The 22,606-nt window shown below is 57.8% G+C and carries 22 protein-coding genes; 12 read left to right on the top strand and 10 right to left on the bottom strand.

Annotated features, from left to right (window positions below):
- Window positions 1–204 precede the first annotated feature (204 nt).
- Window positions 205–1,239 (top strand): L-rhamnose/proton symporter RhaT, encoded by a 1,035-nt coding sequence (rhaT, locus tag IM317_RS01845; RefSeq protein ID WP_033146945.1) that lies wholly within the window; start codon window positions 205–207, stop codon window positions 1,237–1,239.
- Here the strand turns inward: rhaT and rhaR are convergent, their stop codons facing one another.
- Both rhaR and rhaS read right to left on the bottom strand, forming a co-directional pair.
- Window positions 1,240–2,088: an HTH-type transcriptional activator RhaR gene (gene rhaR, locus IM317_RS01840; RefSeq protein WP_033146946.1), complete on the bottom strand. Its 849-nt coding sequence runs from the start codon at window positions 2,086–2,088 to the stop codon at window positions 1,240–1,242.
- Window positions 2,089–2,161: 73 nt separating this feature from the next.
- Complete coding sequence (gene rhaS / locus IM317_RS01835) at window positions 2,162–2,998, bottom strand: HTH-type transcriptional activator RhaS (RefSeq protein WP_033146947.1); 837 nt, start codon at window positions 2,996–2,998, stop codon at window positions 2,162–2,164.
- A gap of 301 nt (window positions 2,999–3,299) precedes the next feature.
- Between rhaS and rhaB the strand changes: the two genes are divergently transcribed.
- The 5 genes from rhaB to rhaM all read left to right on the top strand — a co-directional run bounded on the left by rhaB (window position 3,300) and on the right by rhaM (window position 8,473).
- A complete protein-coding gene (gene rhaB, locus IM317_RS01830; RefSeq protein ID WP_033146949.1) occupies window positions 3,300–4,769 on the top strand; it encodes a rhamnulokinase in 1,470 nt (489 codons plus the stop codon).
- Window positions 4,766–6,025 carry an L-rhamnose isomerase gene (gene rhaA / locus IM317_RS01825; RefSeq protein WP_045888511.1) on the top strand — a complete coding sequence of 420 codons (1,260 nt, stop codon included), beginning with the start codon at window positions 4,766–4,768 and terminating at the stop codon, window positions 6,023–6,025. The genes rhaB and rhaA overlap by 4 nt, the downstream gene beginning before the upstream one ends.
- A gap of 116 nt (window positions 6,026–6,141) precedes the next feature.
- A complete protein-coding gene (gene rhaD / locus IM317_RS01820) occupies window positions 6,142–6,972 on the top strand; it encodes a rhamnulose-1-phosphate aldolase (protein ID WP_033146950.1) in 831 nt (276 codons plus the stop codon).
- Between the two features lie 41 nt (window positions 6,973–7,013).
- A complete protein-coding gene (fucO, locus tag IM317_RS01815; protein ID WP_033146951.1) occupies window positions 7,014–8,162 on the top strand; it encodes a lactaldehyde reductase in 1,149 nt (382 codons plus the stop codon).
- On the top strand, window positions 8,159–8,473 hold the full coding sequence (rhaM, locus tag IM317_RS01810) for an L-rhamnose mutarotase (protein ID WP_033146952.1): 315 nt from the start codon (window positions 8,159–8,161) through the stop codon (window positions 8,471–8,473). The genes fucO and rhaM overlap by 4 nt, the downstream gene beginning before the upstream one ends.
- Here the strand turns inward: rhaM and IM317_RS01805 are convergent.
- The 4 genes from IM317_RS01805 to IM317_RS01790 all read right to left on the bottom strand — a co-directional run bounded on the left by IM317_RS01805 (window position 8,461) and on the right by IM317_RS01790 (window position 13,568).
- Window positions 8,461–9,735 (bottom strand): MFS transporter, encoded by a 1,275-nt coding sequence (locus IM317_RS01805; RefSeq protein ID WP_033146953.1) that lies wholly within the window; start codon window positions 9,733–9,735, stop codon window positions 8,461–8,463. The genes rhaM and IM317_RS01805 overlap by 13 nt on opposite strands.
- Before the next feature lie 44 nt (window positions 9,736–9,779).
- Entirely contained in the window at window positions 9,780–11,903 is a 2,124-nt protein-coding gene (locus tag IM317_RS01800; protein ID WP_033146954.1) for an alpha-galactosidase, read from the bottom strand.
- A 103-nt stretch (window positions 11,904–12,006) separates the two neighbouring features.
- A complete protein-coding gene (locus IM317_RS01795; RefSeq protein WP_033146955.1) occupies window positions 12,007–13,002 on the bottom strand; it encodes a LacI family DNA-binding transcriptional regulator in 996 nt (331 codons plus the stop codon).
- Between the two features lie 17 nt (window positions 13,003–13,019).
- Window positions 13,020–13,568 (bottom strand): helix-turn-helix domain-containing protein, encoded by a 549-nt coding sequence (locus tag IM317_RS01790; protein WP_033146956.1) that lies wholly within the window; start codon window positions 13,566–13,568, stop codon window positions 13,020–13,022.
- A 103-nt stretch (window positions 13,569–13,671) separates the two neighbouring features.
- Between IM317_RS01790 and IM317_RS01785 the strand changes: the two genes are divergently transcribed.
- A complete protein-coding gene (locus IM317_RS01785; protein ID WP_023309745.1) occupies window positions 13,672–14,331 on the top strand; it encodes an AzlC family ABC transporter permease in 660 nt (219 codons plus the stop codon).
- Complete coding sequence (locus IM317_RS01780) at window positions 14,331–14,654, top strand: AzlD domain-containing protein (RefSeq protein WP_033146957.1); 324 nt, start codon at window positions 14,331–14,333, stop codon at window positions 14,652–14,654. Before IM317_RS01785 ends, IM317_RS01780 begins: the two co-directional genes overlap by 1 nt.
- Before the next feature lie 39 nt (window positions 14,655–14,693).
- Here IM317_RS01780 and IM317_RS01775 read toward each other — a convergent pair whose 3' ends face one another.
- Together IM317_RS01775 and fdhD are read right to left on the bottom strand one after the other, a co-directional pair.
- Window positions 14,694–14,906 carry a DUF1471 domain-containing protein gene (locus IM317_RS01775; RefSeq protein ID WP_033146958.1) on the bottom strand — a complete coding sequence of 71 codons (213 nt, stop codon included), beginning with the start codon at window positions 14,904–14,906 and terminating at the stop codon, window positions 14,694–14,696.
- 114 nt (window positions 14,907–15,020) lie between these two features.
- The gene (gene fdhD, locus IM317_RS01770) at window positions 15,021–15,857 is read right to left on the bottom strand and encodes a formate dehydrogenase accessory sulfurtransferase FdhD (protein WP_193362462.1); all 837 of its coding nucleotides are present in this window, start codon (window positions 15,855–15,857) and stop codon (window positions 15,021–15,023) included.
- Window positions 15,858–16,230: 373 nt separating this feature from the next.
- Here fdhD and fdnG point away from each other — a divergent pair, with 373 nt between their 5' ends.
- Genes fdnG through fdhE form a run of 4 tightly spaced genes read left to right on the top strand, consistent with a single transcriptional unit; the run spans window position 16,231 to window position 21,754 of the window.
- Window positions 16,231–19,281, top strand: a complete 3,051-nt coding sequence (gene fdnG, locus IM317_RS01765) for a formate dehydrogenase-N subunit alpha (RefSeq protein WP_094935278.1) — start codon at window positions 16,231–16,233, stop codon at window positions 19,279–19,281.
- Between the two features lie 12 nt (window positions 19,282–19,293).
- On the top strand, window positions 19,294–20,196 hold the full coding sequence (fdxH, locus tag IM317_RS01760) for a formate dehydrogenase subunit beta (RefSeq protein ID WP_010436855.1): 903 nt from the start codon (window positions 19,294–19,296) through the stop codon (window positions 20,194–20,196).
- Window positions 20,193–20,828, top strand: a complete 636-nt coding sequence (gene fdoI, locus IM317_RS01755; RefSeq protein WP_010436852.1) for a formate dehydrogenase cytochrome b556 subunit — start codon at window positions 20,193–20,195, stop codon at window positions 20,826–20,828. The genes fdxH and fdoI overlap by 4 nt, the downstream gene beginning before the upstream one ends.
- Window positions 20,825–21,754 (top strand): formate dehydrogenase accessory protein FdhE, encoded by a 930-nt coding sequence (gene fdhE, locus IM317_RS01750; RefSeq protein WP_023309751.1) that lies wholly within the window; start codon window positions 20,825–20,827, stop codon window positions 21,752–21,754. The genes fdoI and fdhE overlap by 4 nt, the downstream gene beginning before the upstream one ends.
- A gap of 39 nt (window positions 21,755–21,793) precedes the next feature.
- Here fdhE and IM317_RS01745 read toward each other — a convergent pair whose 3' ends face one another.
- Together IM317_RS01745 and IM317_RS01740 are read right to left on the bottom strand one after the other, a co-directional pair.
- Window positions 21,794–22,165, bottom strand: coding sequence for a type II toxin-antitoxin system VapC family toxin (locus IM317_RS01745; protein ID WP_080277799.1), 372 nt, complete (start codon window positions 22,163–22,165; stop codon window positions 21,794–21,796).
- A 2-nt stretch (window positions 22,166–22,167) separates the two neighbouring features.
- Complete coding sequence (locus IM317_RS01740) at window positions 22,168–22,410, bottom strand: CopG family transcriptional regulator (protein WP_033146961.1); 243 nt, start codon at window positions 22,408–22,410, stop codon at window positions 22,168–22,170.
- Window positions 22,411–22,606: the final 196 nt, after the last annotated feature.

The raw sequence follows: 22,606 nt of genomic DNA, 5'->3' as shown, positions 1-22,606 counted from the left end.
AATGATTATCAATGCCGTAGTTTTTATAAGGTTATTCGTTTTTCGATTAATCGCGAAATTGTGAGTCTGCTCACGCGGTTAACGTGCTGATTGCCATCCAGAACACATCTGCGGCAACCTTCTGAAGGTCTCCAAACCGCCTAATTTTTACACTCCTCAAGTCGGTGGGAAGCCACTGACGATAAAAACGATGAGGGTGTAAAAATGAATCATGCGATTACGATGGGTATCTTCTGGCATTTGATAGGCGCTGCCAGTGCAGCCTGTTTCTATGCTCCGTTTAAAAAAGTGAGAGGCTGGTCATGGGAAACCATGTGGTCCGTTGGCGGTATCGTGTCCTGGCTGATTTTGCCCTGGACCATTAGCGCCATGCTGCTGCCCGATTTCTGGGGCTACTTCTCCTCCTTCAGCGCCGCCACCCTGCTGCCGGTGTTCCTGTTCGGCGCGATGTGGGGCGTCGGCAACATCAACTATGGCCTCACCATGCGTTATCTCGGCATGTCGATGGGGATTGGTATCGCGATTGGCATCACGCTGATCGTCGGTACCCTGATGACGCCAATTCTCAACGGCAACTTCGACGTGCTTATTAATACTCAGGGTGGGCGGATGACGCTCCTGGGCGTGCTGGTGGCGGTCATTGGCGTAGGAATTGTGACGCGTGCGGGGCAGTTGAAAGAGCGCAAGATGGGCATTAAAGCTGAAGATTTTAACCTGAAGAAAGGTCTGCTGCTGGCGGTGATGTGCGGCATTTTCTCGGCCGGCATGTCGTTCGCCATGAACGCCGCCAAACCGATGCACGAAGCGGCGGCCGCGCTGGGCGTCGACCCACTGTACGCTGCGCTACCAAGCTATGTCGTGATTATGGGTGGCGGCGCGATGGTTAACCTGGGCTTCTGCTTCATTCGTCTGGCAAAAGTAAAAAAACTGTCGGTAAAAACCGATTTCTCGCTGGCAACATCGCTCATCATTACCAACGTGCTGCTCTCCGCTCTGGGCGGCCTGATGTGGTATTTGCAGTTCTTCTTCTACGCCTGGGGCCACGCCAGCATTCCGGCGCAATACGACTATATAAGCTGGATGCTGCACATGAGTTTCTACGTACTTTGCGGCGGGCTGGTTGGGCTGGTGCTGAAAGAGTGGACGAACGCCGGACGTCGTCCGGTTGGCGTACTGAGCCTCGGCTGCGTGGTGATTATTATCGCTGCCAATATCGTCGGCCTCGGCATGGCAAACTGATTACGCCCCCTTTCGACTGCGATGACGCCACTGTACCGGCGTCATCCCCACCTCGCGGTTAAACACCACTGAAAAGTAGTTACTGTCCTCAAAGCCGCAGCGCATCGCCACATCACTGACCATCCACTCCGTATGCTGGAGGAGATATTGTGCATGGCAGATGCGCAGCTGGCGCAGATAGTGGTTCACCGTCATCCCGGTCAGGGTGCGGAAATGCTGGCGCAACGCGCGCTCGCTGCACTGTTCCTGCTCGCAGAATTTCTCCAGTACAAAGTTTTTATTCAGGCTGCCCGCAAGCCGGGTGATGAGCTTATCCAGCAGCGCTTCCTGCGTTGTGGCGGAGGGGTTATCAGTGGCGTAACGATGGCGCTTCAACGTCATCACCAGCTGGGCGAAAAGCAACTCCGCCAGCTGGTTAGCAACGGGGTCGTTCTTCTGGCTCTCCTGCTCCAGTTGAGAAATAACCTGCCGTACCTGAGCCATGCCGCTACTGCTTAAGCGCCAGTGCGGAGAACCCTTAGCATCAAGAAAGCCCGGGATGCTCGCGGCCCAGTCCACGTTAAGCTTGAGCCTGTCCGGACAGTAAATAACGTTTTGCAGCACCAGGTCGTTAACCGAGGCGTAGGAGTGTTTATCATCCGCGCGAATGTAGAACAGGTCTCCGCGCGTGATGCGGTAGGGACGGTCGTTGAGGATGTGCAGGCCGTTACCGCGCCAAACCAGCACCAGCTCGCAAAACTCGTGGGTATGTTCGGCAAAGACGTCCTGCGGGTAGCGATCGGCCACCGTGACGGCCTGACTCGCGGAGGCAAAAAAATCATCTTTGCGAAGAATTAACTGAGCAGCCACACCACGACCTCTACGCCGAATAACCTGACACTATTAGCTTTTTTGCGGAAATAAAACGGTGACTGCCCTCGCGTTACTGAAGCATCGCGTCTTTTCCCTGGCGAATATCGCGCGGAGACCAGTTAAATTCCCGGCGAAATAGCGTTGAAAAGTGATTGCTGTCGCCAAAACCGCAGCAATAGGCAATATCAGTGACGCTATCGTCGGTATGACGTAAAAGATGACGCGCTTTGATCAGGCGCAGACGGTTAAGGTAGCGTTGCGGCGTCAGTCCGGTGTGCTGTTTAAGCTGGCGATGCAGGGTACGCAACGACAGGGAAAAATCATCCGCAAGCGTTTCCCAGCAGACATCCTCGGCAAAATGATCTTCCAGCCAGGCCATCAGATGGTTCAGGCGCGCGTTGTTATCTTCCAGCCCTTCCACCAGGCTGCTGCGGCGCAGCAGCACCAGAAGCTGCATAAACAGCAGTTCGCGCGTGGCAATGGCGTGCGTCTCCTGCCCGTCCTCGCTTCTCTCCATCTGGCTCACCAGCTGACGCACCTGCTGCAGGATGGACTGATTCACCCGCCAGTGCGACGGATAGTGTCCGTCTTGCTCCTGGGGCAACAGCTGGCTCAGCCCCGAAAGAAACTGGAACGCGTCCGGGGAACGGTAAAGCACATTCGTCAGACACAGGTTGTCGGTATGTTCATACAGGTGCCGGTCGTGGTCGCGCACGAAGCACACCGTACCGCCGCTGATGGTATAGGGCTGGCCATTGAAAACATGAATACCCGTCCCGCGCTCAACAATCACAATTTCGTGAAAATCATGATGATGCTCCGGGAACGCAGCCTGAGGAAGCCGTGGCTCAATCGCGACAGGCGAACCTCCTGAAGGAAAAAAATCCACGCAGTGCAGTACGGTCATAACGGCCCCCACCAATGAAAAATGTTCTCAAAATAGTAATTAAGGCCTCCCACACTCACCTTCAATTTTTGGCAGTAAACCTCGCAAAAGCTGTCCATTTTTCAAGAAACAGGGGGAAAGATCGGGAAATGCGCTCAGCGTCACACTGCCTGAGCATCCCGTCACTGCTGGAAACTGTGAGCGTCCTCACATTCACCTTTGCTTTCTTGCCAGCGCGAGATTTGGCCTGTCAGTGGTGAGAAGGTGACTTTTTCTTCCCTTTTTTACACTCACCGCTAATGACTTAAGAAAGGACCCGACCATGACTTTTCGCCATTGTGTGGCTGTCGATTTAGGCGCATCCAGCGGCCGCGTAATGCTCGCGAGCTGGGACCGTGAGCAGCACGCGCTTTCGCTTCGCGAAATGCACCGTTTCGCCAACTGCCTGCAAAAGCAGGACGGTTTTGATACCTGGGATATCGATGCCCTGGAGGCAGAGATCCGTACCGGACTGAACAACGTCTGCAACGATGGCATTCGCATCGACAGCATCGGCATTGATACCTGGGGCGTGGACTACGTTCTGCTTGATAGCCATGGCGAGCGCGTCGGCTTGCCGGTGTCTTATCGCGACAGCCGCACCGACGGCCTGATGGCGAACGCTATCGCCCAGCTTGGCAAGGACAACATCTACGGGCGCAGCGGCATTCAGTTTCTGCCGTTTAACACGCTTTATCAGCTGCGTGCTTTGGTCGAGCAACAGCCGGAGCTGGTCGCGGACGTGGCCCATGCGCTGCTGATCCCGGACTACCTGAGCTATCGCCTGACCGGCAACATGAACTGGGAATATACCAACGCCACCACCACGCAGCTGGTCAACATCAACTCGGATAGCTGGGATGAACATCTGCTGGCCTGGACGGGGGCGTCGCCTTCCTGGTTCGGCACACCCACCCACCCGGGTAACGTGATCGGTCACTGGATTTGCCCCCAGGGGAACGCAATCCCCGTCGTTGCCGTCGCCAGCCACGATACCGCCAGCGCGGTAATAGCGTCCCCACTTGCAAGCAAAGACGCGGCTTACCTCTCGTCCGGCACCTGGTCGCTGATGGGCTTTGAGAGCAAAACCCCGTACGCCAGCGATGCCGCGATGGCCGCAAACATTACCAACGAAGGCGGTGCCGAAGGCCGCTACCGCGTACTGAAAAACATCATGGGGCTGTGGCTGCTCCAGCGGGTGCTGAAAGAGCAGAACGTTACCGACCTGCCCGCGCTTATCGCCGAAACCGAGAAGCTGAAGGCCTGCACGTTCCTGATCAACCCGAACGATGACCGCTTTATCAACCCGGCGCACATGAGCGCCGAAATTCAGGCCGCCTGCGTCGAGGGCGGGCAGCCGGTGCCGTCGAGCCCTTCCGAACTGGCGCGCTGCATTTTTGACAGCCTCGCCCTGCTGTATGCCGACATCCTCAGCGAGCTGGCGAGCCTTCGCGGAAAACCGTTCAGCCAGCTGCATATCGTGGGCGGCGGCTGCCAGAACCAGCTGCTGAACCAGCTCTGCGCCGATGCCTGCGGCATCACCGTGGTGGCGGGTCCCGTGGAGGCCTCCACGCTCGGGAATATCGGCATTCAGCTGATGACCCTGGACGAACTTTCCAGCGTTGACGACTTCCGTTCGGTGGTGGCGGCTAACGCCAGCCTGACCACCTTCACCCCCAATCCCTGCCGTGAAATTGCTCGCTTTCGGGCGCAGTTTCAGCAAAACCGACTGACTAAGGAGCTTTGCGCATGACAACTCAATTAGAACAAGCCTGGGGCCTGGCTAAACAGCGTTTCGCCGCCGTCGGCGTGGATGTCGAAGAGGCGCTGCGCCAGCTCGACCGTCTGCCCGTCTCCATGCACTGCTGGCAGGGCGATGACGTCGCCGGTTTCGAGAACCCAGGCGGTTCCCTGACGGGTGGTATTCAGGCCACCGGTAACTACCCGGGCAAAGCGCGTAACGCGACCGAACTGCGCGCCGACCTGGAGCTGGCGCTGAGCCTGATCCCGGGGCCAAAACGCCTGAACCTGCATGCGATTTACCTCGAATCCGACGAGCCAGTGGCGCGCAATGAAATCAAACCGGAACACTTTAAGAACTGGGTGGAGTGGGCCAAAGCCAACCGGCTGGGCCTGGACTTTAATCCGTCCTGTTTCTCACATCCGCTGAGCGCGGACGGTTTTACCCTCGCCCACGCGGACGACGACATCCGCCAGTTCTGGATCGACCACGTGAAGGCCAGCCGCCGCGTTTCGGCGTATTTCGGCGAGCAGCTCGGCACGCCGTCGGTGATGAACATCTGGATCCCGGACGGCATGAAGGATATCACCGTCGACCGTCTGGCCCCGCGCCAGCGCCTGCTGGCCGCGCTGGATGAGGCCATCAGCGAGAAGCTGGACCCGGCGCACCACATCGACGCCGTAGAGAGCAAGCTGTTCGGCATTGGCGCCGAGAGCTACACCGTGGGCTCGAACGAGTTCTACATGGGTTACGCCACCAGCCGCCAGACCGCGCTGTGTCTGGATGCCGGCCACTTCCACCCGACCGAGGTGATCTCCGACAAAATCTCCGCCGCCATGCTCTACGTGCCGCGCCTGCTGCTGCACGTCAGCCGTCCGGTACGCTGGGACAGCGATCACGTGGTGCTGCTGGATGATGAAACCCAGGCGATTGCCAGCGAAATCATCCGTCACGACCTCTTTGACCGCGTACACATCGGCCTCGACTTCTTCGATGCTTCCATCAACCGCATCGCAGCGTGGGTTATCGGCACCCGCAACATGAAGAAAGCCCTGCTGCGCGCGCTGCTGGAGCCTGTCGCCGCGCTGAAACAGCTGGAGGCTAACGGCGACTACACCGCCCGTCTGGCGCTGCTGGAAGAGCAGAAATCCCTGCCGTGGCAGGCGGTGTGGGAGATGTACTGTCAGCGTAACGACGCCCCGGCGGGCAGCCAGTGGCTGGACAACGTGCGGGCATACGAGAAAGACGTGTTGAGTCAGCGCGGGTAATTTTGCCCTCACCCTAACCCTCTCCCACAGGGAGAGGGAACTTTTACCCCCTCTCCCTGTGGGAGAGGGCCGGGGTGAGGGTTCAACCTCACCGCGATAACTGGAAAATGAAGACTATGCAGACCATCACCACTTCCTGGTTCGTCCAGGGCATGATCAAAGCCACCTCCGACGCCTGGCTGAAAGGCTGGGACGAGCGCAACGGCGGCAACCTGACGCTGCGCCTGGACGACGCGGATATTGAACCGTTCGCGGCCGATTTCCACCAGAAGCCGCGCTATATCGCGCTGAGCCAGCCGATGCCGCTGCTCGCCAACACGCCGTTTATCGTCACCGGTTCCGGCAAGTTCTTCCGTAACGTCCAGCTCGACCCGGAGGCCAACCTCGGCGTGGTGAAAGTGGACAGCGACGGCGCGGGCTACCACATACTGTGGGGCCTGACCGACGAGGCGGTGCCCACCTCCGAACTGCCGGCTCACTTCCTCTCCCACTGCGAGCGCATCAGGGCAACGAACGGCAAAGACCGCGTGATCATGCACTGCCACGCCACCAACCTGATCGCCCTGACCTACGTGCTGGAAAACAGCGCCGACTTCATCACCCGCAAGCTGTGGGAAGGCAGTACCGAGTGTCTGGTGGTGTTCCCGGACGGCGTGGGCATTCTGCCGTGGATGGTGCCGGGTACCGACGAAATCGGCCAGGCAACCGCCGTTGATATGCAAAAACATACTCTGGTGCTGTGGCCGTTCCACGGCGTGTTCGGCAGCGGCCCAACGCTGGATGAAACCTTTGGCCTGATCGACACCGCTGAGAAATCAGCGGAAGTGCTGGTGAAGGTGTACTCCATGGGCGGCATGAAGCAGACCATTTCCCAGGAAGAACTCATCGCCCTCGGCAAGCGCTTTGGCGTGAGCCCGCTGCAATCCGCGCTGGATTTGTACGCATAACGCCTTCGCAGGACAAACGTTGATCGTTAAGGAGAATTATCATGAGCTTTATGTTGGCACTTCCAAAAATCAGCCTTCACGGCGCGGGCGCAATCGGCGATATGGTTAACCTGGTTGCGAACAAGCAGTGGGGAAAAGCGCTGATTGTCACCGACGGCCAGCTGGTGAAGCTGGGCCTGCTCGACAGCCTGTTTACCGCGCTGGACGCCCATCAGATGTCGTATCACCTGTTCGATGAGGTGTTCCCGAATCCGACGGAAGCGCTTGTGCAAAAAGGAATTTCGGCTTACCGGGACGCGGAGTGTGATTACGTGATTGCCTTTGGCGGCGGCAGCCCGATTGACACCGCCAAGGCGATTAAAATCCTCACCGCCAACCCCGGCCCGTCAACCGATTATTCCGGCGTCGGCAAGGTGAAAAATGCGGGCGTGCCGCTGGTGGCAATTAACACCACCGCAGGCACGGCGGCGGAGATGACCAGCAATGCGGTGATCGTCGACTCCGCGCGTCAGGTGAAAGAGGTGATTATTGACCCAAACATCATCCCGGACATCGCCGTGGACGATGCCAGCGTGATGCTCGATATTCCCGCCTCCGTGACTGCCGCAACCGGTATGGATGCGCTAACCCACGCCATTGAAGCCTACGTGTCCGTTGGCGCGCACCCGCTCACCGACGCCAACGCGCTGGAAGCCATTCGCCTGATCAACCTGTGGCTGCCGGAAGCGGTCGAAGACGGTCATAACCTTAAGGCGCGCGAGCAGATGGCGTTTGGTCAGTATCTGGCGGGCATGGCGTTTAACAGTGCGGGTCTCGGCCTTGTGCATGCCCTGGCGCACCAGCCGGGCGCGACGCACAACCTGCCGCACGGCGTATGCAACGCCATCCTGCTGCCGATCGTCGAAAGCTTTAACCGCCCGAACGCGGTCGCGCGTTTTGCCTGCGTGGCGCAGGCGATGGGCGTCGATACCCGCGGCATGAGCGATGAAGCCGCCAGCATGTCCGCCATTCAGGCGATCCGCAACCTGAGCGCTCGCGTCGGCATCCCTACGGGCTTTAGCCAGCTCGGCGTGACCAAAGCCGATATTGAAGGCTGGCTGGATAAAGCGCTCGCCGATCCGTGTGCGCCGTGCAATCCGCGCGCCGCCAGTCGTGAGGAAGTTCGCGAGCTGTACCTGGAGGCCCTATGATCCGCAAAGCCTTTGTGATGCAGGTCAACCCGGACGCGCACGAGGAGTACGCGCGCCGCCACAATCCGATTTGGCCGGAGCTGGAAAAGGTGTTGAAAGACCACGGCGCACACCAGTACGCCATTTATCTCGACAAAGCCCGCAGCCTGCTGTTTGCGACCGTAGAGATTGAATCGGAGGAGCGCTGGAGCGCGGTAGCCAATACCGACGTCTGCCAGCGCTGGTGGAAACATATGGGCGACGTCATGCCGTCGAACCCGGATAACAGCCCGGTGAGTACCGAGCTGAAAGAGGTCTTTTACCTGGACTGATGTGTTAACGCTGCTGCCCCCGCGGCGGCGATCTCCTGCCTGCTGCTCAGCGTAAACGCCGACACCACCGTAATCGCCAGCACGAAACAGCCCAGCATCAGATACGTCTCCTGGAAGCCGATCCGGTCATACATATTCCCGGCAAAAGCGGAGAGGAAAATGGCCGCCGACTGCTTGGCGAACTGGAAGCCGATCAGATAGATAGTCGCTGACAGTCGGGTATCAAACACCCCGGTGATGTACTTAAATGCGCCCACCAGCAGGAACGGGACTTCCAGCGCGTGCAGCATCTTGAGGGCAATCACCTCCACGGCGGTGGTGGCGAACGATGAACCGATAATGCGCGTCGCCATAATCACCCCGGCGATCAGCAGCGTGTTCTTCGCGCCGATGCGGTTAATGATCCACGGCGAACAGAACATAATGATGGCGTTACAGATTTCCCCCGCAGTCGTTGCGAAACCAAAGGCGCGGGTTCCTTCCTGCGGCGTGGCGAAGAAGGTTTTAAAGAAGGTGGCAAACTGCTGGTCGAAAACGTCATACACGCAGGCCACGCCAATTACGTAGAGGATAAACATCCACATTCTGCGCTGGCGGAACAGGTTGAACACGGTTTTGGCGGTGATTTGCGGCTGGTTCGCGCCCAGGGCATCCATGACCTGCGCCGTCTGGTTGGGCTTTGGCTTCGCCACCACCAGCAGCAGCATCAGCAGCAAAGCCGCTCCCGATCCCATCCAGAAAACGTACGACGGATCGATGCCGAACAGGATGCCGCCCGTTGAGGCGCACAAGCCCCAGCCGAGGCAGCCAAACATCCGCGCCTTGCCGTACTCAAAGAAGCTGTTGCGGCTCACGCGCTCAATGTAGGCCTCAATCGCCCCCGATCCGGCCGAGAAGACAAAACCGATATACAGCCCGCCGCTCAGCGCGCCCAGCCAGATATTGGCTTTCAGCAGCGGCGCGAAGATGTACAGGAAGAACGGCGCGAACAGAAACAGCAGCACCGCGATGATCCACAGAAGGTGTTTTTTCAGCCCCAGCTTGTCCGAAATTACGCCCAGCACTGGCTGGAAGGCGATAGCCGACAGTGAGATGCAGGAGAAGACAATCCCGGTGTGGGTTTTATTCAGGCCGATGATGTCCGACAGCCAAATCGGCAGGAACGGAAAGCAGGTGGCCATAATGAAGAAGTAGAGAAAGAAGAACAGCCCAAAGATCCAGAAGTTAGGGTTGTCTTTGTGGGTACAGGTTGTTGTGTTCATTATTTTTATCCTCAACGGAGGGCCGGTTCCCCGGCCCGTCACCCTTACACGCGTTCGACGCCAATCAGAATGGCGGTTTCCGGATCCAGAATCGGCAGCGCAATGCCCGCCTGCATCAGCCACTCGCCGCTCACCGTTTGCGGCGTTTCCATCCACGCCGGCAGCTTGCGCATGGTGTGCCCTCCTTCACCCGTAATCTGAATATTCGGGTGATCGAGCAGCGTGACGCGATACCGCGCGCTGGCCTCCAGCCCCGCCATGCGCAGCGGCATCATCAGGCTGTAGTCCGGCATCGCGAGCTGGCTGACCATAAACAGCCCCTGCGCCTTATCTTCGCTAACAATACCCTGCGCCAGCGTGGTGGCGTCCGGCATATCAATTCGCCACTGGGTGCCGTGGTGAATGACCTCCCGCCACTGCTTGTGCAGCGCGGCGTAATGGCGATAGCCTTCGCGCTCCCGTGCGTCCACGGTGAGCGGATCCAGCTCCAGCCCCATATGGCCAAACAGAGCCGTCAGCCCGCGAAACTGGATGCTATGCTGGCGGAAGGTGGCGTGGCATTGATGATGACCGATATGCGCGCCCATCACCTCCGGCGGGAAGAAGTAGCTCATGCCGCGCTGGATGGTGCTGCGCTCCAGCGCGTCGTTGTTGTCGGACGCCCAGAAGCGGTGGCTGCGGGTCAGTACCTCATAATCAATGCGCCCGCCGCCGGAGGAGCAGGATTCAAACTCAATATGCGGGAAGCGTTCGCCCAGCACGTCCAGCAGGCGGTAAAACTGACGGGTCTGAGCGTCGGCGGCGGCTTTACCGTTGTGTCCAGGCTGCACCAGCTCGCGGTTCATGTCCCACTTCACGTAGTCGACCGCATGCTCGCCCAGCAGCCAGCTCATGCGCTCCACCAGGTAATCAAAGGCCTCCGGGATGTTGAGATTGAGCACCAGCTGGTGTCGTCCGGTCGCCCGGGGATAGCCCGGCAGCGCCAGTACCCAGTCAGGATGCGCACGGTACAAATCTGAATCCGGGTTGATCATCTCCGGCTCAACCCAGATGCCAAACTCCATGCCGAGCCGTTTGACGTGGTCGATCACCGGCGTCAGGCCGTTCGGGTATTTTTTCTCGTCCAGATACCAGTCGCCCAGCGCGGCATGGTCGTCGTTACGGCCTTTGAACCAGCCGTCATCAATGATGAAACGCTCCACGCCCAGCGCGGCAGCCTCGTCGGCCATGCGCTTAATGTAGTCCGGATCGTGGTTGAAGTAGATCCCTTCCCAGGTATTGAGGTGCACCGGGCGCGGTTTGTTTTCCGGGAAGCGGATGACGTTGTTGCGCAGGTAGCGATGAAACGGCTGGCTCATGCCGTTCAGGCCCTGCGTGGAGTAGCTGGCGTACAGGCGCGGCGTCCAGAGCGTATCGCCCTCCTCAACCGCCATTTCACCCGGCAGGTAGAGCGCTTCGGCCTGAAGATAGCGACGACCGTCGGTTTTCGCTTCCGCGCGCAGGCGGTGATTACCGCTCCAGCCCAGATGCACGCCCCAGACGTCGCCCTGCATTTCGCTGAACGACGGCGTACCGGCAATCAGCGCCGGGAAGTGCTCGTGGGAGGTTTTACCCCGACGATTTTCAATCACGAAGCTGTCGTGTTCAAGCTTAACGCGGTGCGGCTGAAACTCTCTGATCCAGCGTCCGTGGAAGGCCATCACCTCCTGCGCGCGCTCGGCCACCGGCAGCGTGACGGCGAAACGGTCAACCTGCCAGGGGATCGCTTTCAGGTTCGTTAAACCGTGACGAACCACCAGCACGCCGCTGACATCCAGCGCCAGCTCGCTGGTCAGGCGCAGGCCCGCATGCTCATCTTCGGCGGTAATCGTCAGGGTGTTTACGTCCTGCTGCACCTGCGTGGTTTTGAACACCGGGGAACCGTCCAGCCCCTGGCGATGACCCTCAATGCCAGGCGAACCAAACAGACCATGCCCCAGCTCGGCCATCAGCGTGACCGGGGAGTCGACGTCAAGCCTGCCGTTGGCAACGGGACGTGCGAGCGTAGCAACATCCTGCGGCGAAAAGTGCTGAAGGTGAGGCCCCCAGTAGAGAATTTCGGCGAACGGATGGGTTTTGATCACCACGTCTACCGTCGTGGTTTCGAGTCGTAAAACGGGATCTTGCATCAGACATCTCCTGTCATCGGGATGATCTGAGTGTTGATCCGAAACGTTTCGGATACAAACCAAAACGTTTCGGTTCTGTGATCGGGTTTGGAATTTTAGTGGTTTAGGCCGTCTGGCCCGGAGAGAATTCAGGCTGCCAGAGCACCTGAAGCTGTTCAATATCGTCGCCGTTAATCAGCTGACGCACCATATTGGCAATCTGTTTCCCGACGCCCTGGCGGGTGGACTGGATCACCGACGCCACCTCAATATCAACGATGCTGTCCTGCGGCAGGCCATCATAGACCACCAGCGAGACGGCGTTGTCGCCGGATAAACGCCCCAGCTGCGCCAGCGCCATCGCCGCGCCGTCGCCGTGGGTGTTGCAGTCGGTGATGATGGCCGTTGGCGGCTGCGGCAGGGCAAGCAGTTCTTTGGTGGTGGCATACCCGACGCGGCGCGAAGGCGGCATGGCGCGCAGCCATTCGCTGGAAAGCCCGGCTTCCCGCAGGGCGTCGAGATAACCCTGACGGCGCTGGGTGATAAATGCCTGATTGTTGCTTTCGCCAAGTAGCGCGATACGCTGATGGCCTTTCTCGATCAGCCAGCGGGTAGCCTGATGCGTACCGGCGTAGTTGTCGAAGTCAAACCACGCGTACGGCTGCGGAAGGTGGCTGCGCCCGAGCGCCAGGAAAGGAAAACCGGCGGCCTGCAGCTGCTCAAGACGGGGATCGTGATCCAGCGTGTGCGCCACGATCAGCGCGTCGACGCGTCGGCTTTGCACCATGCGCATATAGCTGTGCTTATCCGCCAGATCGTCGTCGGCGATGAGCAATAAGTCGATCTCATGTCGCGCCAGTTCATGGCTAATTTCGCCGACCATGTCCATAAATACGCTGTTATTGAGCGGAACAGGATGTACGGGAAACACCAGCCCGACGGCGTCAATTTTGCCCATCTTCAGGCGGCGGGCAAAGGTGTTTGGTCGGTAACCACGGCGCTGAGCCTCCGCTTCCACGCGTGCGCGCGTCTCGGCGGAGACGTCATCATATCCGTTGAGGGCGCGGCTGACGGTGGTGACTGACAGCCCCAGTTCTTTAGCAATGGCTTTAAGCGACATGAGTTTCCGTATCTCTGTTAGTTTTGTTCCGCCACCAGCAGCGCGTGCGTATCCGGCTCCAGCGCCTTAAAGATATGTGGCAGATCGGCGGGATAACAGATGTAATCTCCCGGGCCGAGTTCTTCGGCCGCGTCGATCAGGCCCACTAACGCGCGCCCCTGCGTCACAATAATGTGTTCAACGGACCCCGGCGGATGCGGCTGGGAAATGCGGTCTGCGCCCGGCTGGGTAAGCAGGAGGTATACGTCGCGTCGCGCGCCAGGCGGACATGCCGCCAGCAGTATCGCCTCGTAGTTGGCCTGTCCGGCAACGACCTTCGTACCTTCACCACGACGGATCACCTGAGTGGTAGGCTGCTGTGGTTCAAGCAGGCGGGCAAAAGGAATATCCAGCGCCACGCAAAGCGACCACAGCGTTTCGAGGCTAGGGTTACCGTTGCCTGACTCTAGCTGAGAAAGCGTGGATTTTGCGATCCCGGCACGGCGAGCGATTTCCGCCAGTGAAAGCCCGGTTCGCAGGCGTTCTCGCACCAGGCTTTTGGCGATTACGCTGATTGGCTGCGTCATAAAACGACCTCTTTGTTCTTTAAATCGAACGAATCGTTCATCTTGAAAAACACTTCTGTTGCGTTCATTATAATGGATACCCGTTCGATATGGCTAAAAATGTATGAAGCATCATCTCTCTTGCCTGAAAGGCGACACCATAAAAGCAATCATCCTGGTCTGCCTCGCGGTCGGCGTGGTCGGGATGTCATACGGCTCCCTGGCGATGGCCTACGGTTTTCCGGTCTGGGTACCGTTTGTACTCTCCATCACCGTACTCGCGGGCGCGTCAGAGTTTATGTTTATTGGCATCGTGGCAAGCGGCGGTAACCCGCTGGCGGCCGCAGCCGCGGGGTTACTGGTCAACGCGCGGCACGTGCCGTTTGGCGTGACGGTGCGTGAGCTGGTCGGCAAACGCGGCCTGAGCCTGTTGGGCTGCCACATCATGAATGACGAAAGCGTGGTGTTTGGCCTGTCGCAAAAAACGCCCGAACAGCGCAAAGCGGCGTACTGGCTATGTGGTTTAGGCGTGGCGATTGTCTGGCCGCTGGGGGCCCTGCTGGGTGCCATGGTCGGCAAGCTGCTACCGGACCCGGAAACCATTGGCCTGGATGCGGTATTCCCGGCCATATTGCTGGCGCTGGTGGTTCCCGCGTTTAAAAACCGTACCACGCTGATCCGCGCCTGCAGTGGCGCCGCGCTGTCACTGGCCGCCGTGCCGTTTGCCCCGGTGGGATTACCGGTGCTGCTCTCCTTACTGGGTCTCGCTGCGAGGAAAAAATAATGGGAAATATGACGTTTTTTATTCTCGGTATCGCCATTTTGTCTGCGGGAACGTATCTGATGCGTCTTGGCGGGGCGAAACTGGGCAGCAGGCTGGCATTGTCAGAGCGTTCACAGGCGCTGCTGTCAGATGCGGCAACGGTATTGCTGTTTTCCGTGGCGCTGGCGACCACGTTTTATGAAGGTGACCACTTTGCCGGAATGGCGCGCGTGCTGGGCGTGGCGTTTGCGGTATTTCTGGCCTGGCGGAAAATGCCGTTAATTGTGGTGATCGTGGCGGCGGCAGTGGTAACCGCGCTGCTGCGCGTGGCGGGCATAAACTAAAAAAGCGCCCCGGGGGCGCTCTTTCGACGGTGTGACAGCTTATTTAGTCAGTTCAGCAGTCATGTGTACGCGGTTACCTGAGAACGCCTGGGTAATTTTGTAAGATGATGCGCCAGCATCCTGAGCCTGAGCCGCGATTTTAGCTTCTGCGCCATCAATGGTAGAGGCGGTTGCAGTCACGGTCTGTGCAGCGAAAGAACCGAAAGAAGTAGCCAGAGCGATTACAGCGACAAAAGTTTTGATGCTTTTCATTATATAAACCCTTTCATTAAGTTGTTTAGGTAAGGCACCGTGCCTTGATGAGATAAATACTAGACCTCATCACGAACAACTAAAAGCGGAAGGATTTGCTATTATCATTCAAAATTATTGATTAACTATTAATCGCTGCGGATGGGTATAAACGGTCGCCCTTCCCGGCTTGCAGAAGCCCACCAGCGTCAGGTTGCAGCGCTCCGCCACCTCCACCGCCAGCGTGGTCGCCGCCGACACCGCGAAGAGAATTTCCACACCGCACATCGCCGATTTTTGCACCATCTCATAGCTGGCGCGGCTGGAAACGAGTACCGCCCCCTGCCTCCAGACATCACTTTCACGCGCACGGCGACCGAGCAGCTTGTCCAGCGCCACGTGGCGGCCCACGTCCTCGTGGCCCCCGGCAATATCGCCCGACGGCAACACCCATGCCGCCGCGTGCGTGCAGCCGCTCAGCTGGCCAATGGGCTGTACATCGTTCAGGTGCTCGAGCGCATGGTCGAGGTGAGCCAGATTAAAGGTCTGAGTAAACGGCAGTGGCGCAACGGGTTTGCCAATATCATTAAGTTGCTCAACGCCACACACGCCGCAGCCGGTACGCCCGGCCAGCGCGCGGCGGCGCTCTTTCAGCCCCATAAAGCGGCGGCTGGAGAGTTCGATTTGCACTTCAAGGCCGTTGCAAGCCTGCACCATGTCCATGCCGTAGATCTCCTGCGGATGGTCAATGATGCCTTCCGAGAGGGAAAAACCGATGGCGAACAGCTCGAGATCTTTCGGCGAAGCCATCATCACCACATGGGAGATACCGTTGTAAACGAGCGCAACGGGCACCTCTTCCGCCAGAAAATCCGGCGTGGCATTGGTAATGTGGGGCGGTCTGTGTACCGACAGTTCCACAATGCCCGCAGGCAGGGGTGACGAGTGGGGAGCACGGTTTTGTTTAGACACAGCGGTATTCCTGAACAACCACGGAGGTGAGCCTGCTATTGCATCACAAACAACAGGGCTTACGCATAGTATGGATCAACTTTTCAGCATCAAGTTTACCTACTCACTTGTGAGAGGTACAACAAAACGCATGCTACACCCCTTTAACATGTGGGGTTAATAATGTGATTAATATCACACTTTATAGTCAACAGGGTGATAATACGTTCACTTTGTATTAACGCCATTAGAACAGCTGTACCGACATTGTGGTATTCTGATGATATCCCTCGTGGAATTGAGGGATTAACGCAAATTTTTCTCCTTTGCGGTCAATTCTCAACCGCGAAGTTAAAACTACATATGTAAGCAATGTCGAAACAAGGAGTGACCCATGCAGGTCAGCAGAAGGCAGTTCTTTAAGATCTGCGCTGGCGGTATGGCAGGCACCACGGCAGCGGCACTGGGCTTTGCGCCCGGCGTAGCGCTGGCGGAAACGCGGCAGTATAAACTGCTGCGCACCCGTGAAACCCGTAATACCTGTACGTACTGCTCTGTCGGTTGCGGGCTGTTGATGTATAGCCTCGGCGACGGTGCTAAAAACGCCAAAGCGTCTATTTTCCATATCGAAGGCGACCCGGATCATCCGGTCAACCGCGGCGCATTGTGCCCGAAAGGGGCCGGTCTGGTGGACTTTATCCACTCCGAAAGCCGCCTCAAGTTCCCTGAATATCGCGCGCCTGGCTCCGATAAATGGCAGCAAATCAGCTGGGAAGAGGCGTTTGACCGCATCGCAAAACACATTAAAGAAGACCGCGATGCCAACTTTGTTGAGAAGAACGCCGACGGCGTCACGGTCAACCGCTGGCTCTCCACCGGGATGCTGTGTGCCTCTGCTTCCAGCAACGAAACCGGTTATTTAACCCAGAAATTTACGCGCGCACTCGGTATGCTCGCGGTCGACAACCAGGCGCGTGTCTGACACGGACCAACGGTAGCAAGTCTTGCTCCAACATTTGGTCGCGGTGCGATGACCAACCACTGGGTCGACATCAAGAACGCCAACCTCATTGTGGTGATGGGCGGTAACGCCGCTGAAGCGCACCCTGTCGGGTTCCGCTGGGCGATGGAAGCCAAAATCCACAACGGTGCGAAACTGATTGTGATCGATCCCCGCTTTACGCGTACTGCGTCAGTGGCGGATTTCTACACCCCAATTCGTTCAGGTACTGACATCACTTTCCTGTCAGGCGTATTGCTGTACCTGATGACCAACGAAAAATATAACCGCGAATACACCGAAGCTTATACCAACGCCAGCCTGATCGTGCGTGAGGATTACCACTTCGAAGATGGCCTGTTCAGCGGTTACGACGCCGAAAAACGCAAATACGACAAAACCAGCTGGAACTACGAGCTGGATGAAAAAGGCTTTGCGAAGCGCGACACCACCCTGCAACATCCGCGCTGCGTGTGGAACCTGCTGAAAGAGCACGTTTCCCGCTACACGCCGGAGGTGGTTGAGAATATCTGCGGTACGCCGAAGGCAGACTTCCTTAAGGTATGCGAGCTGATCGCCGAGACCAGCGCGAAAGATAAAACCGCGTCGTTCCTGTACGCCCTCGGCTGGACGCAGCACTCCATCGGCGCGCAGAACATCCGTACCATGGCGATGGTTCAGCTCCTGCTCGGCAACATGGGGATGGCAGGCGGCGGCGTGAACGCCCTGCGCGGTCACTCCAATATTCAGGGTCTGACCGACCTCGGCCTGCTGTCTCAAAGCCTGCCGGGTTACATGAACCTGCCAAGCGAGAAACAGACCGACCTGCAAACCTACCTGACGGCCAGCACGCCTAAACCGCTGCTCGAAGGCCAGGTAAACTACTGGGGCAACTATCCGAAGTTCTTCGTCTCAATGATGAAAGCCTTCTTCGGCGACAAAGCGACGGCTGAAAACAGCTGGGGCTTTGACTGGCTGCCGAAGTGGGACAAAGGTTACGACGTTCTGCAGTATTTCGAGATGATGCACCAGGGCAAAGTGAACGGCTATCTGTGCCAGGGCTTTAACCCGGTTGCCTCGTTCCCGAACAAGAACAAGGTTGTTGAGTCTCTGTCGAAGCTGAAGTTCCTGGTGACGATTGACCCGCTCAATACCGAGACCTCAACCTTCTGGCAGAACCACGGTGAATCGAACGACGTCGATCCGTCGAAGATTCAGACCGAAGTGTTCCGTCTGCCGTCGACCTGCTTCGCGGAAGAGAACGGTTCTATCGTCAACTCCGGACGCTGGCTGCAGTGGCACTGGAAAGGCGCGGACGCCCCGGGCATCGCCATGAACGACGGCGAGATCCTGGCCGGCATCTTCTTACGCCTGCGTAAGATGTATGCGGAAGAAGGCGGCGCGAACCCGGAACCGGTGCTGAACATGACCTGGAACTACTCGACGCCGGAAAACCCTGCGCCGGAAGAAGTGGCGATGGAGAGCAACGGTAAGGCGCTGGCGGACGTTATCGACCCGGCCACCGGTACCGTGCTGGCGAAGAAAGGCGATCAGCTCAGCACCTTCGCACACCTGCGCGATGACGGTACCACGTCAAGCGGCTGCTGGATCTTCGCCGGTAGCTGGACGCCGAAGGGCAACCAGATGGCCAACCGCGATAACGCCGACCCGTCAGGCCTGGGCAATACGCTGGGCTGGGCATGGGCATGGCCGCTCAACCGCCGTATCCTCTATAACCGCGCATCCGCTGACCCGCAGGGCAACCCGTGGGATCCGAAGCGTCAGCTTCTGAAGTGGGACGGCGCGAAATGGGGCGGCGTGGATATTCCGGACTACAGCACTGCCGCACCGGGCAGCGACGTTGGGCCGTTTATCATGCAGCCTGAAGGGATGGGACGTCTGTTTGCTATCGATAAGATGGCGGAAGGTCCGTTCCCGGAACACTACGAGCCGTTTGAGACGCCGCTGGGTACCAACCCGCTGCACCCGAACGTGGTCTCTAACCCGGCAGCCCGTATCTTTAAGGGCGATTTCGAAGCGCTGGGTAAAAAGGACAAGTTCCCGTACGTGGGTACCACCTACCGTCTGACCGAGCACTTCCACTACTGGACCAAGCACGCGCTGCTTAACGCCATCGCGCAGCCGGAACAGTTCGTGGAGATCGGCGAGAAGCTGGCGGGCAAGCTCGGCATTGCCCATGGCGATACCGTGAAGGTCTCCTCTAACCGCGGCTATATCAAGGCCAAGGCGGTGGTGACCAAGCGTATTCGCACGCTGAACGTTCACGGTCAGCAGGTGGATACCATCGGTATTCCGATCCACTGGGGCTATGAGGGCGTGGCGAAAAAAGGGTTCATTGCGAATACCCTGACGCCGTTCGTCGGCGATGCGAACACGCAGACGCCGGAGTTTAAGGCCTTCCTCGTGAATGTGGAAAAGGTGTAACGGAGACGACTTATGGCTTATCAATCTCAAGACATTATCCGTCGTTCCGCGACAAACAGTTTCACGCCCGCGCCTCAGGCGCGGGACCACCAGCAGGAAGTGGCGAAGCTTATCGACGTGACCACCTGTATTGGCTGTAAAGCCTGTCAGGTGGCGTGCTCGGAGTGGAACGATCTGCGTGACGAAGTGGGTCACAACGTCGGGGTGTACGACAACCCGGCGGACCTGACCGCCAAGTCCTGGACGGTGATGCGTTTCTCGGAAGTTGAGCAGAACGACAAACTGGAATGGCTTATCCGCAAAGACGGCTGTATGCACTGTGCGGATCCGGGCTGCCTGAAGGCATGTCCGTCAGAAGGGGCTATCATTCAGTATGCCAACGGTATCGTCGACTTCCAGTCCGAACAGTGCATCGGCTGCGGCTACTGCATCGCGGGCTGCCCGTTCGACGTACCGCGCCTGAACCCGGAAGACAACCGCGTCTACAAATGCACGCTGTGCGTTGACCGCGTCACCGTCGGCCAGGAGCCAGCGTGCGTGAAGACCTGCCCAACCGGCGCAATCCACTTTGGCTCCAAAGAGGATATGAAAACGCTGGCGGCAGAGCGCGTGGGCGAGCTGAAAACCCGCGGTTACGACAACGCGGGCCTGTACGATCCGGCCGGAGTTGGCGGTACGCACGTGATGTACGTGTTGCACCACGCCGACAAGCCGAACCTGTATCACGGCCTGCCGGAGAACCCGGAAATCAGCGCCACCGTGAAGTTCTGGAAAGGCATCTGGAAACCGCTGGCAGCGGTCGGTTTTGCTGCCACCTTCGCAGCGAGCATCTTCCACTACGTCGGCGTTGGTCCGAACCGCGCGGAAGAGGAAGACGACAACCTGCATGAAGAGAAAGACGAGGTGCGCAAATGAGAAAACGTGACACCATCGTGCGCTACACCGCGCCGGAACGCATCAACCACTGGGTCACCGCCTTCTGCTTCATGCTGGCGGCGATAAGCGGGCTGGGGTTCTTCTTCCCGTCCTTCAACTGGCTGATGCAGGTACTGGGTACGCCACAGCTGGCGCGCATCCTTCACCCGTTCGTGGGTGTGGTGATGTTTGCCTCGTTTATCATCATGTTTTTCCGCTACTGGCACCATAACCTAATCAATCGGGATGATATCTTTTGGGCGAAGAATATTCGTAAGATCGTCGTCAACGAGGAAGTGGGTGATACCGGGCGTTATAACTTCGGCCAGAAATGCGTATTCTGGGCGGCGATTATCTTCCTGGTCCTGTTGCTGGTGAGCGGCGTGATCATCTGGCGTCCGTACTTTGCGCCTGCTTTCTCAATCCCGGTGATCCGATTCGCGCTGATGCTGCATTCATTTGCCGCAGTGGCGTTAATTGTGGTTATCATGGTGCATATCTACGCCGCCCTCTGGGTGAAAGGCACCATTACCGCGATGGTGGAAGGATGGGTAACCAGTACGTGGGCGAAGAAACATCACCCGCGCTGGTACCGTGAAGTCCGCCAGAAACAGGAAAAGTCATCTGAATGAGTATTCGCATAATCCCGCAAGATGAGCTGGGGTCGAGCGAGAAACGCACGGCGGATTATATTCCGCCGTTGTTATTCCCCAGACTCAAGAACCTCTACAACCGCCGCGCAGAGCGTCTGCGCGAGCTGGCAGAGAACAACCCGCTGGGTGATTTTCTGCGCTTTGCCGCGCTGGTTGCCCACGCGCAGGAAGTGGTGCTGTACGACCACCCGCTGCAAATGGATCTGACCGCGCGCATCAAAGAAGCCAACGCGCAGGGCAAGCCGCCGCTGGACATTCACGTCCTGCCGCGCGACAAGCACTGGCAAAAGCTGCTGCATTCGCTGATTGCCGAGCTGAAGCCGGAGATGAGCGGCACCGCGCTGGCGGTCATTGAGAATCTGGAAAAAGCCTCTGACCTGGAGCTGGAAGAGATGGCGAGCGCGCTGTTTGCCTCCGACTTCGCTCTGGTGAGCAGCGATAAAGCGCCGTTTATCTGGGCTGCGCTGTCGCTCTACTGGGCGCAAATGGCAAGCCTGATCCCCGGTAAAGCCCGCGCCGAATACGGCGAGGCGCGCCAGTTCTGCCCAGTCTGCGGCTCCATGCCGGTATCGAGCATGGTGCAAATCGGCACCACTCAGGGGCTGCGCTACCTGCACTGCAACCTGTGTGAAACCGAGTGGCACGTGGTGCGCATCAAGTGCAGCAACTGCGAGCAGACCCGCGATCTGAACTACTGGTCGCTGGAAAATGAAGAAGCGGCAGTGAAAGCCGAAAGCTGCGGCGACTGCGGCACTTACCTGAAGATTCTGTATCAGGAAAAAGACCCGAAAGTCGAAGCCGTGGCCGACGATCTCGCCTCGCTGATTCTGGACGCGAAGATGGAGCAGGAGGGCTTTGCCCGCAGCTCGATCAACCCGTTCCTGTTCCCGGGTGAAGGGGAGTAATTCCCTCTGACAGTGCCGGGCGGTGCGAGCTTGCCCGGCCTACAGCTGGTAAGGTGAAACGACCCCGGTGATGCCCAAAAAGTCTTTCGTATTGCGTGAGATTAACGGGCAACTTCTGCTCTGAGCTGTGGCCAGAATGATAGCATCAGGCAGTTTCATTCCATGCTTCTCGCGCAAAATTACACTTCTTTCAGCGATATCTCGGGTGATATCAATAATCTCAAATACGCCCATCACTGTCGCAGTTTTCGCTTCGTGACCATGTTTGCGGGCCCCCACCATGACTTCCATCCATGTGATCAGACTAATGGCTCGATGAGAAGCTGTGCGATCAATTGCATCCGCAGCCTCAACGCGATTATTAAAAAGATCGATGAGTATATTGGTATCGAACACCGCCATGTGCTCCATGATTACCACTCCTCACGCAGCTTGCGTTCATACTCAAGCCCATCTTCCTGCTGGTTTCCCCACAAGCCAAGCGCATCGCGGATAACCGATGAACTCTGCTGGTCGAGATATTGCTCAATGGCTTCCCGAAGCAATTCGGCACGAGGCCGGTTACGCAGCTGCTTCAGATTATCCAGTCGTTGAATTACGTCTTCAGACAAATCGATCAGAATTCTGCCCATATCAAGATCCGCGGAAAGAATCATATATCACCTTAGTATATCACTATTGTCTATTTTCAAGGCAACATACGCTTTCATTCAGAAGGGTTAAAGCCCGTAGCTATAGTTTTCCTGCTATTTGCGAAGCGCTTTCCAGATTTATAGTCCTCGACAATTTTCTTATTTTCTTTTGAATCAAACCAGGTTATAAAACTGTATATCCATACAGTTAAAGGGAGTT

This window comes from Enterobacter cloacae complex sp. S3, assembly GCF_014930495.1.
GTDB classification, from domain to species: Bacteria; Pseudomonadota; Gammaproteobacteria; order Enterobacterales; family Enterobacteriaceae; genus Enterobacter; species Enterobacter asburiae_B.
Note: the sequence above shows the minus strand (reverse complement) of the source record. Positions and strands in the feature narration are given on the sequence as shown.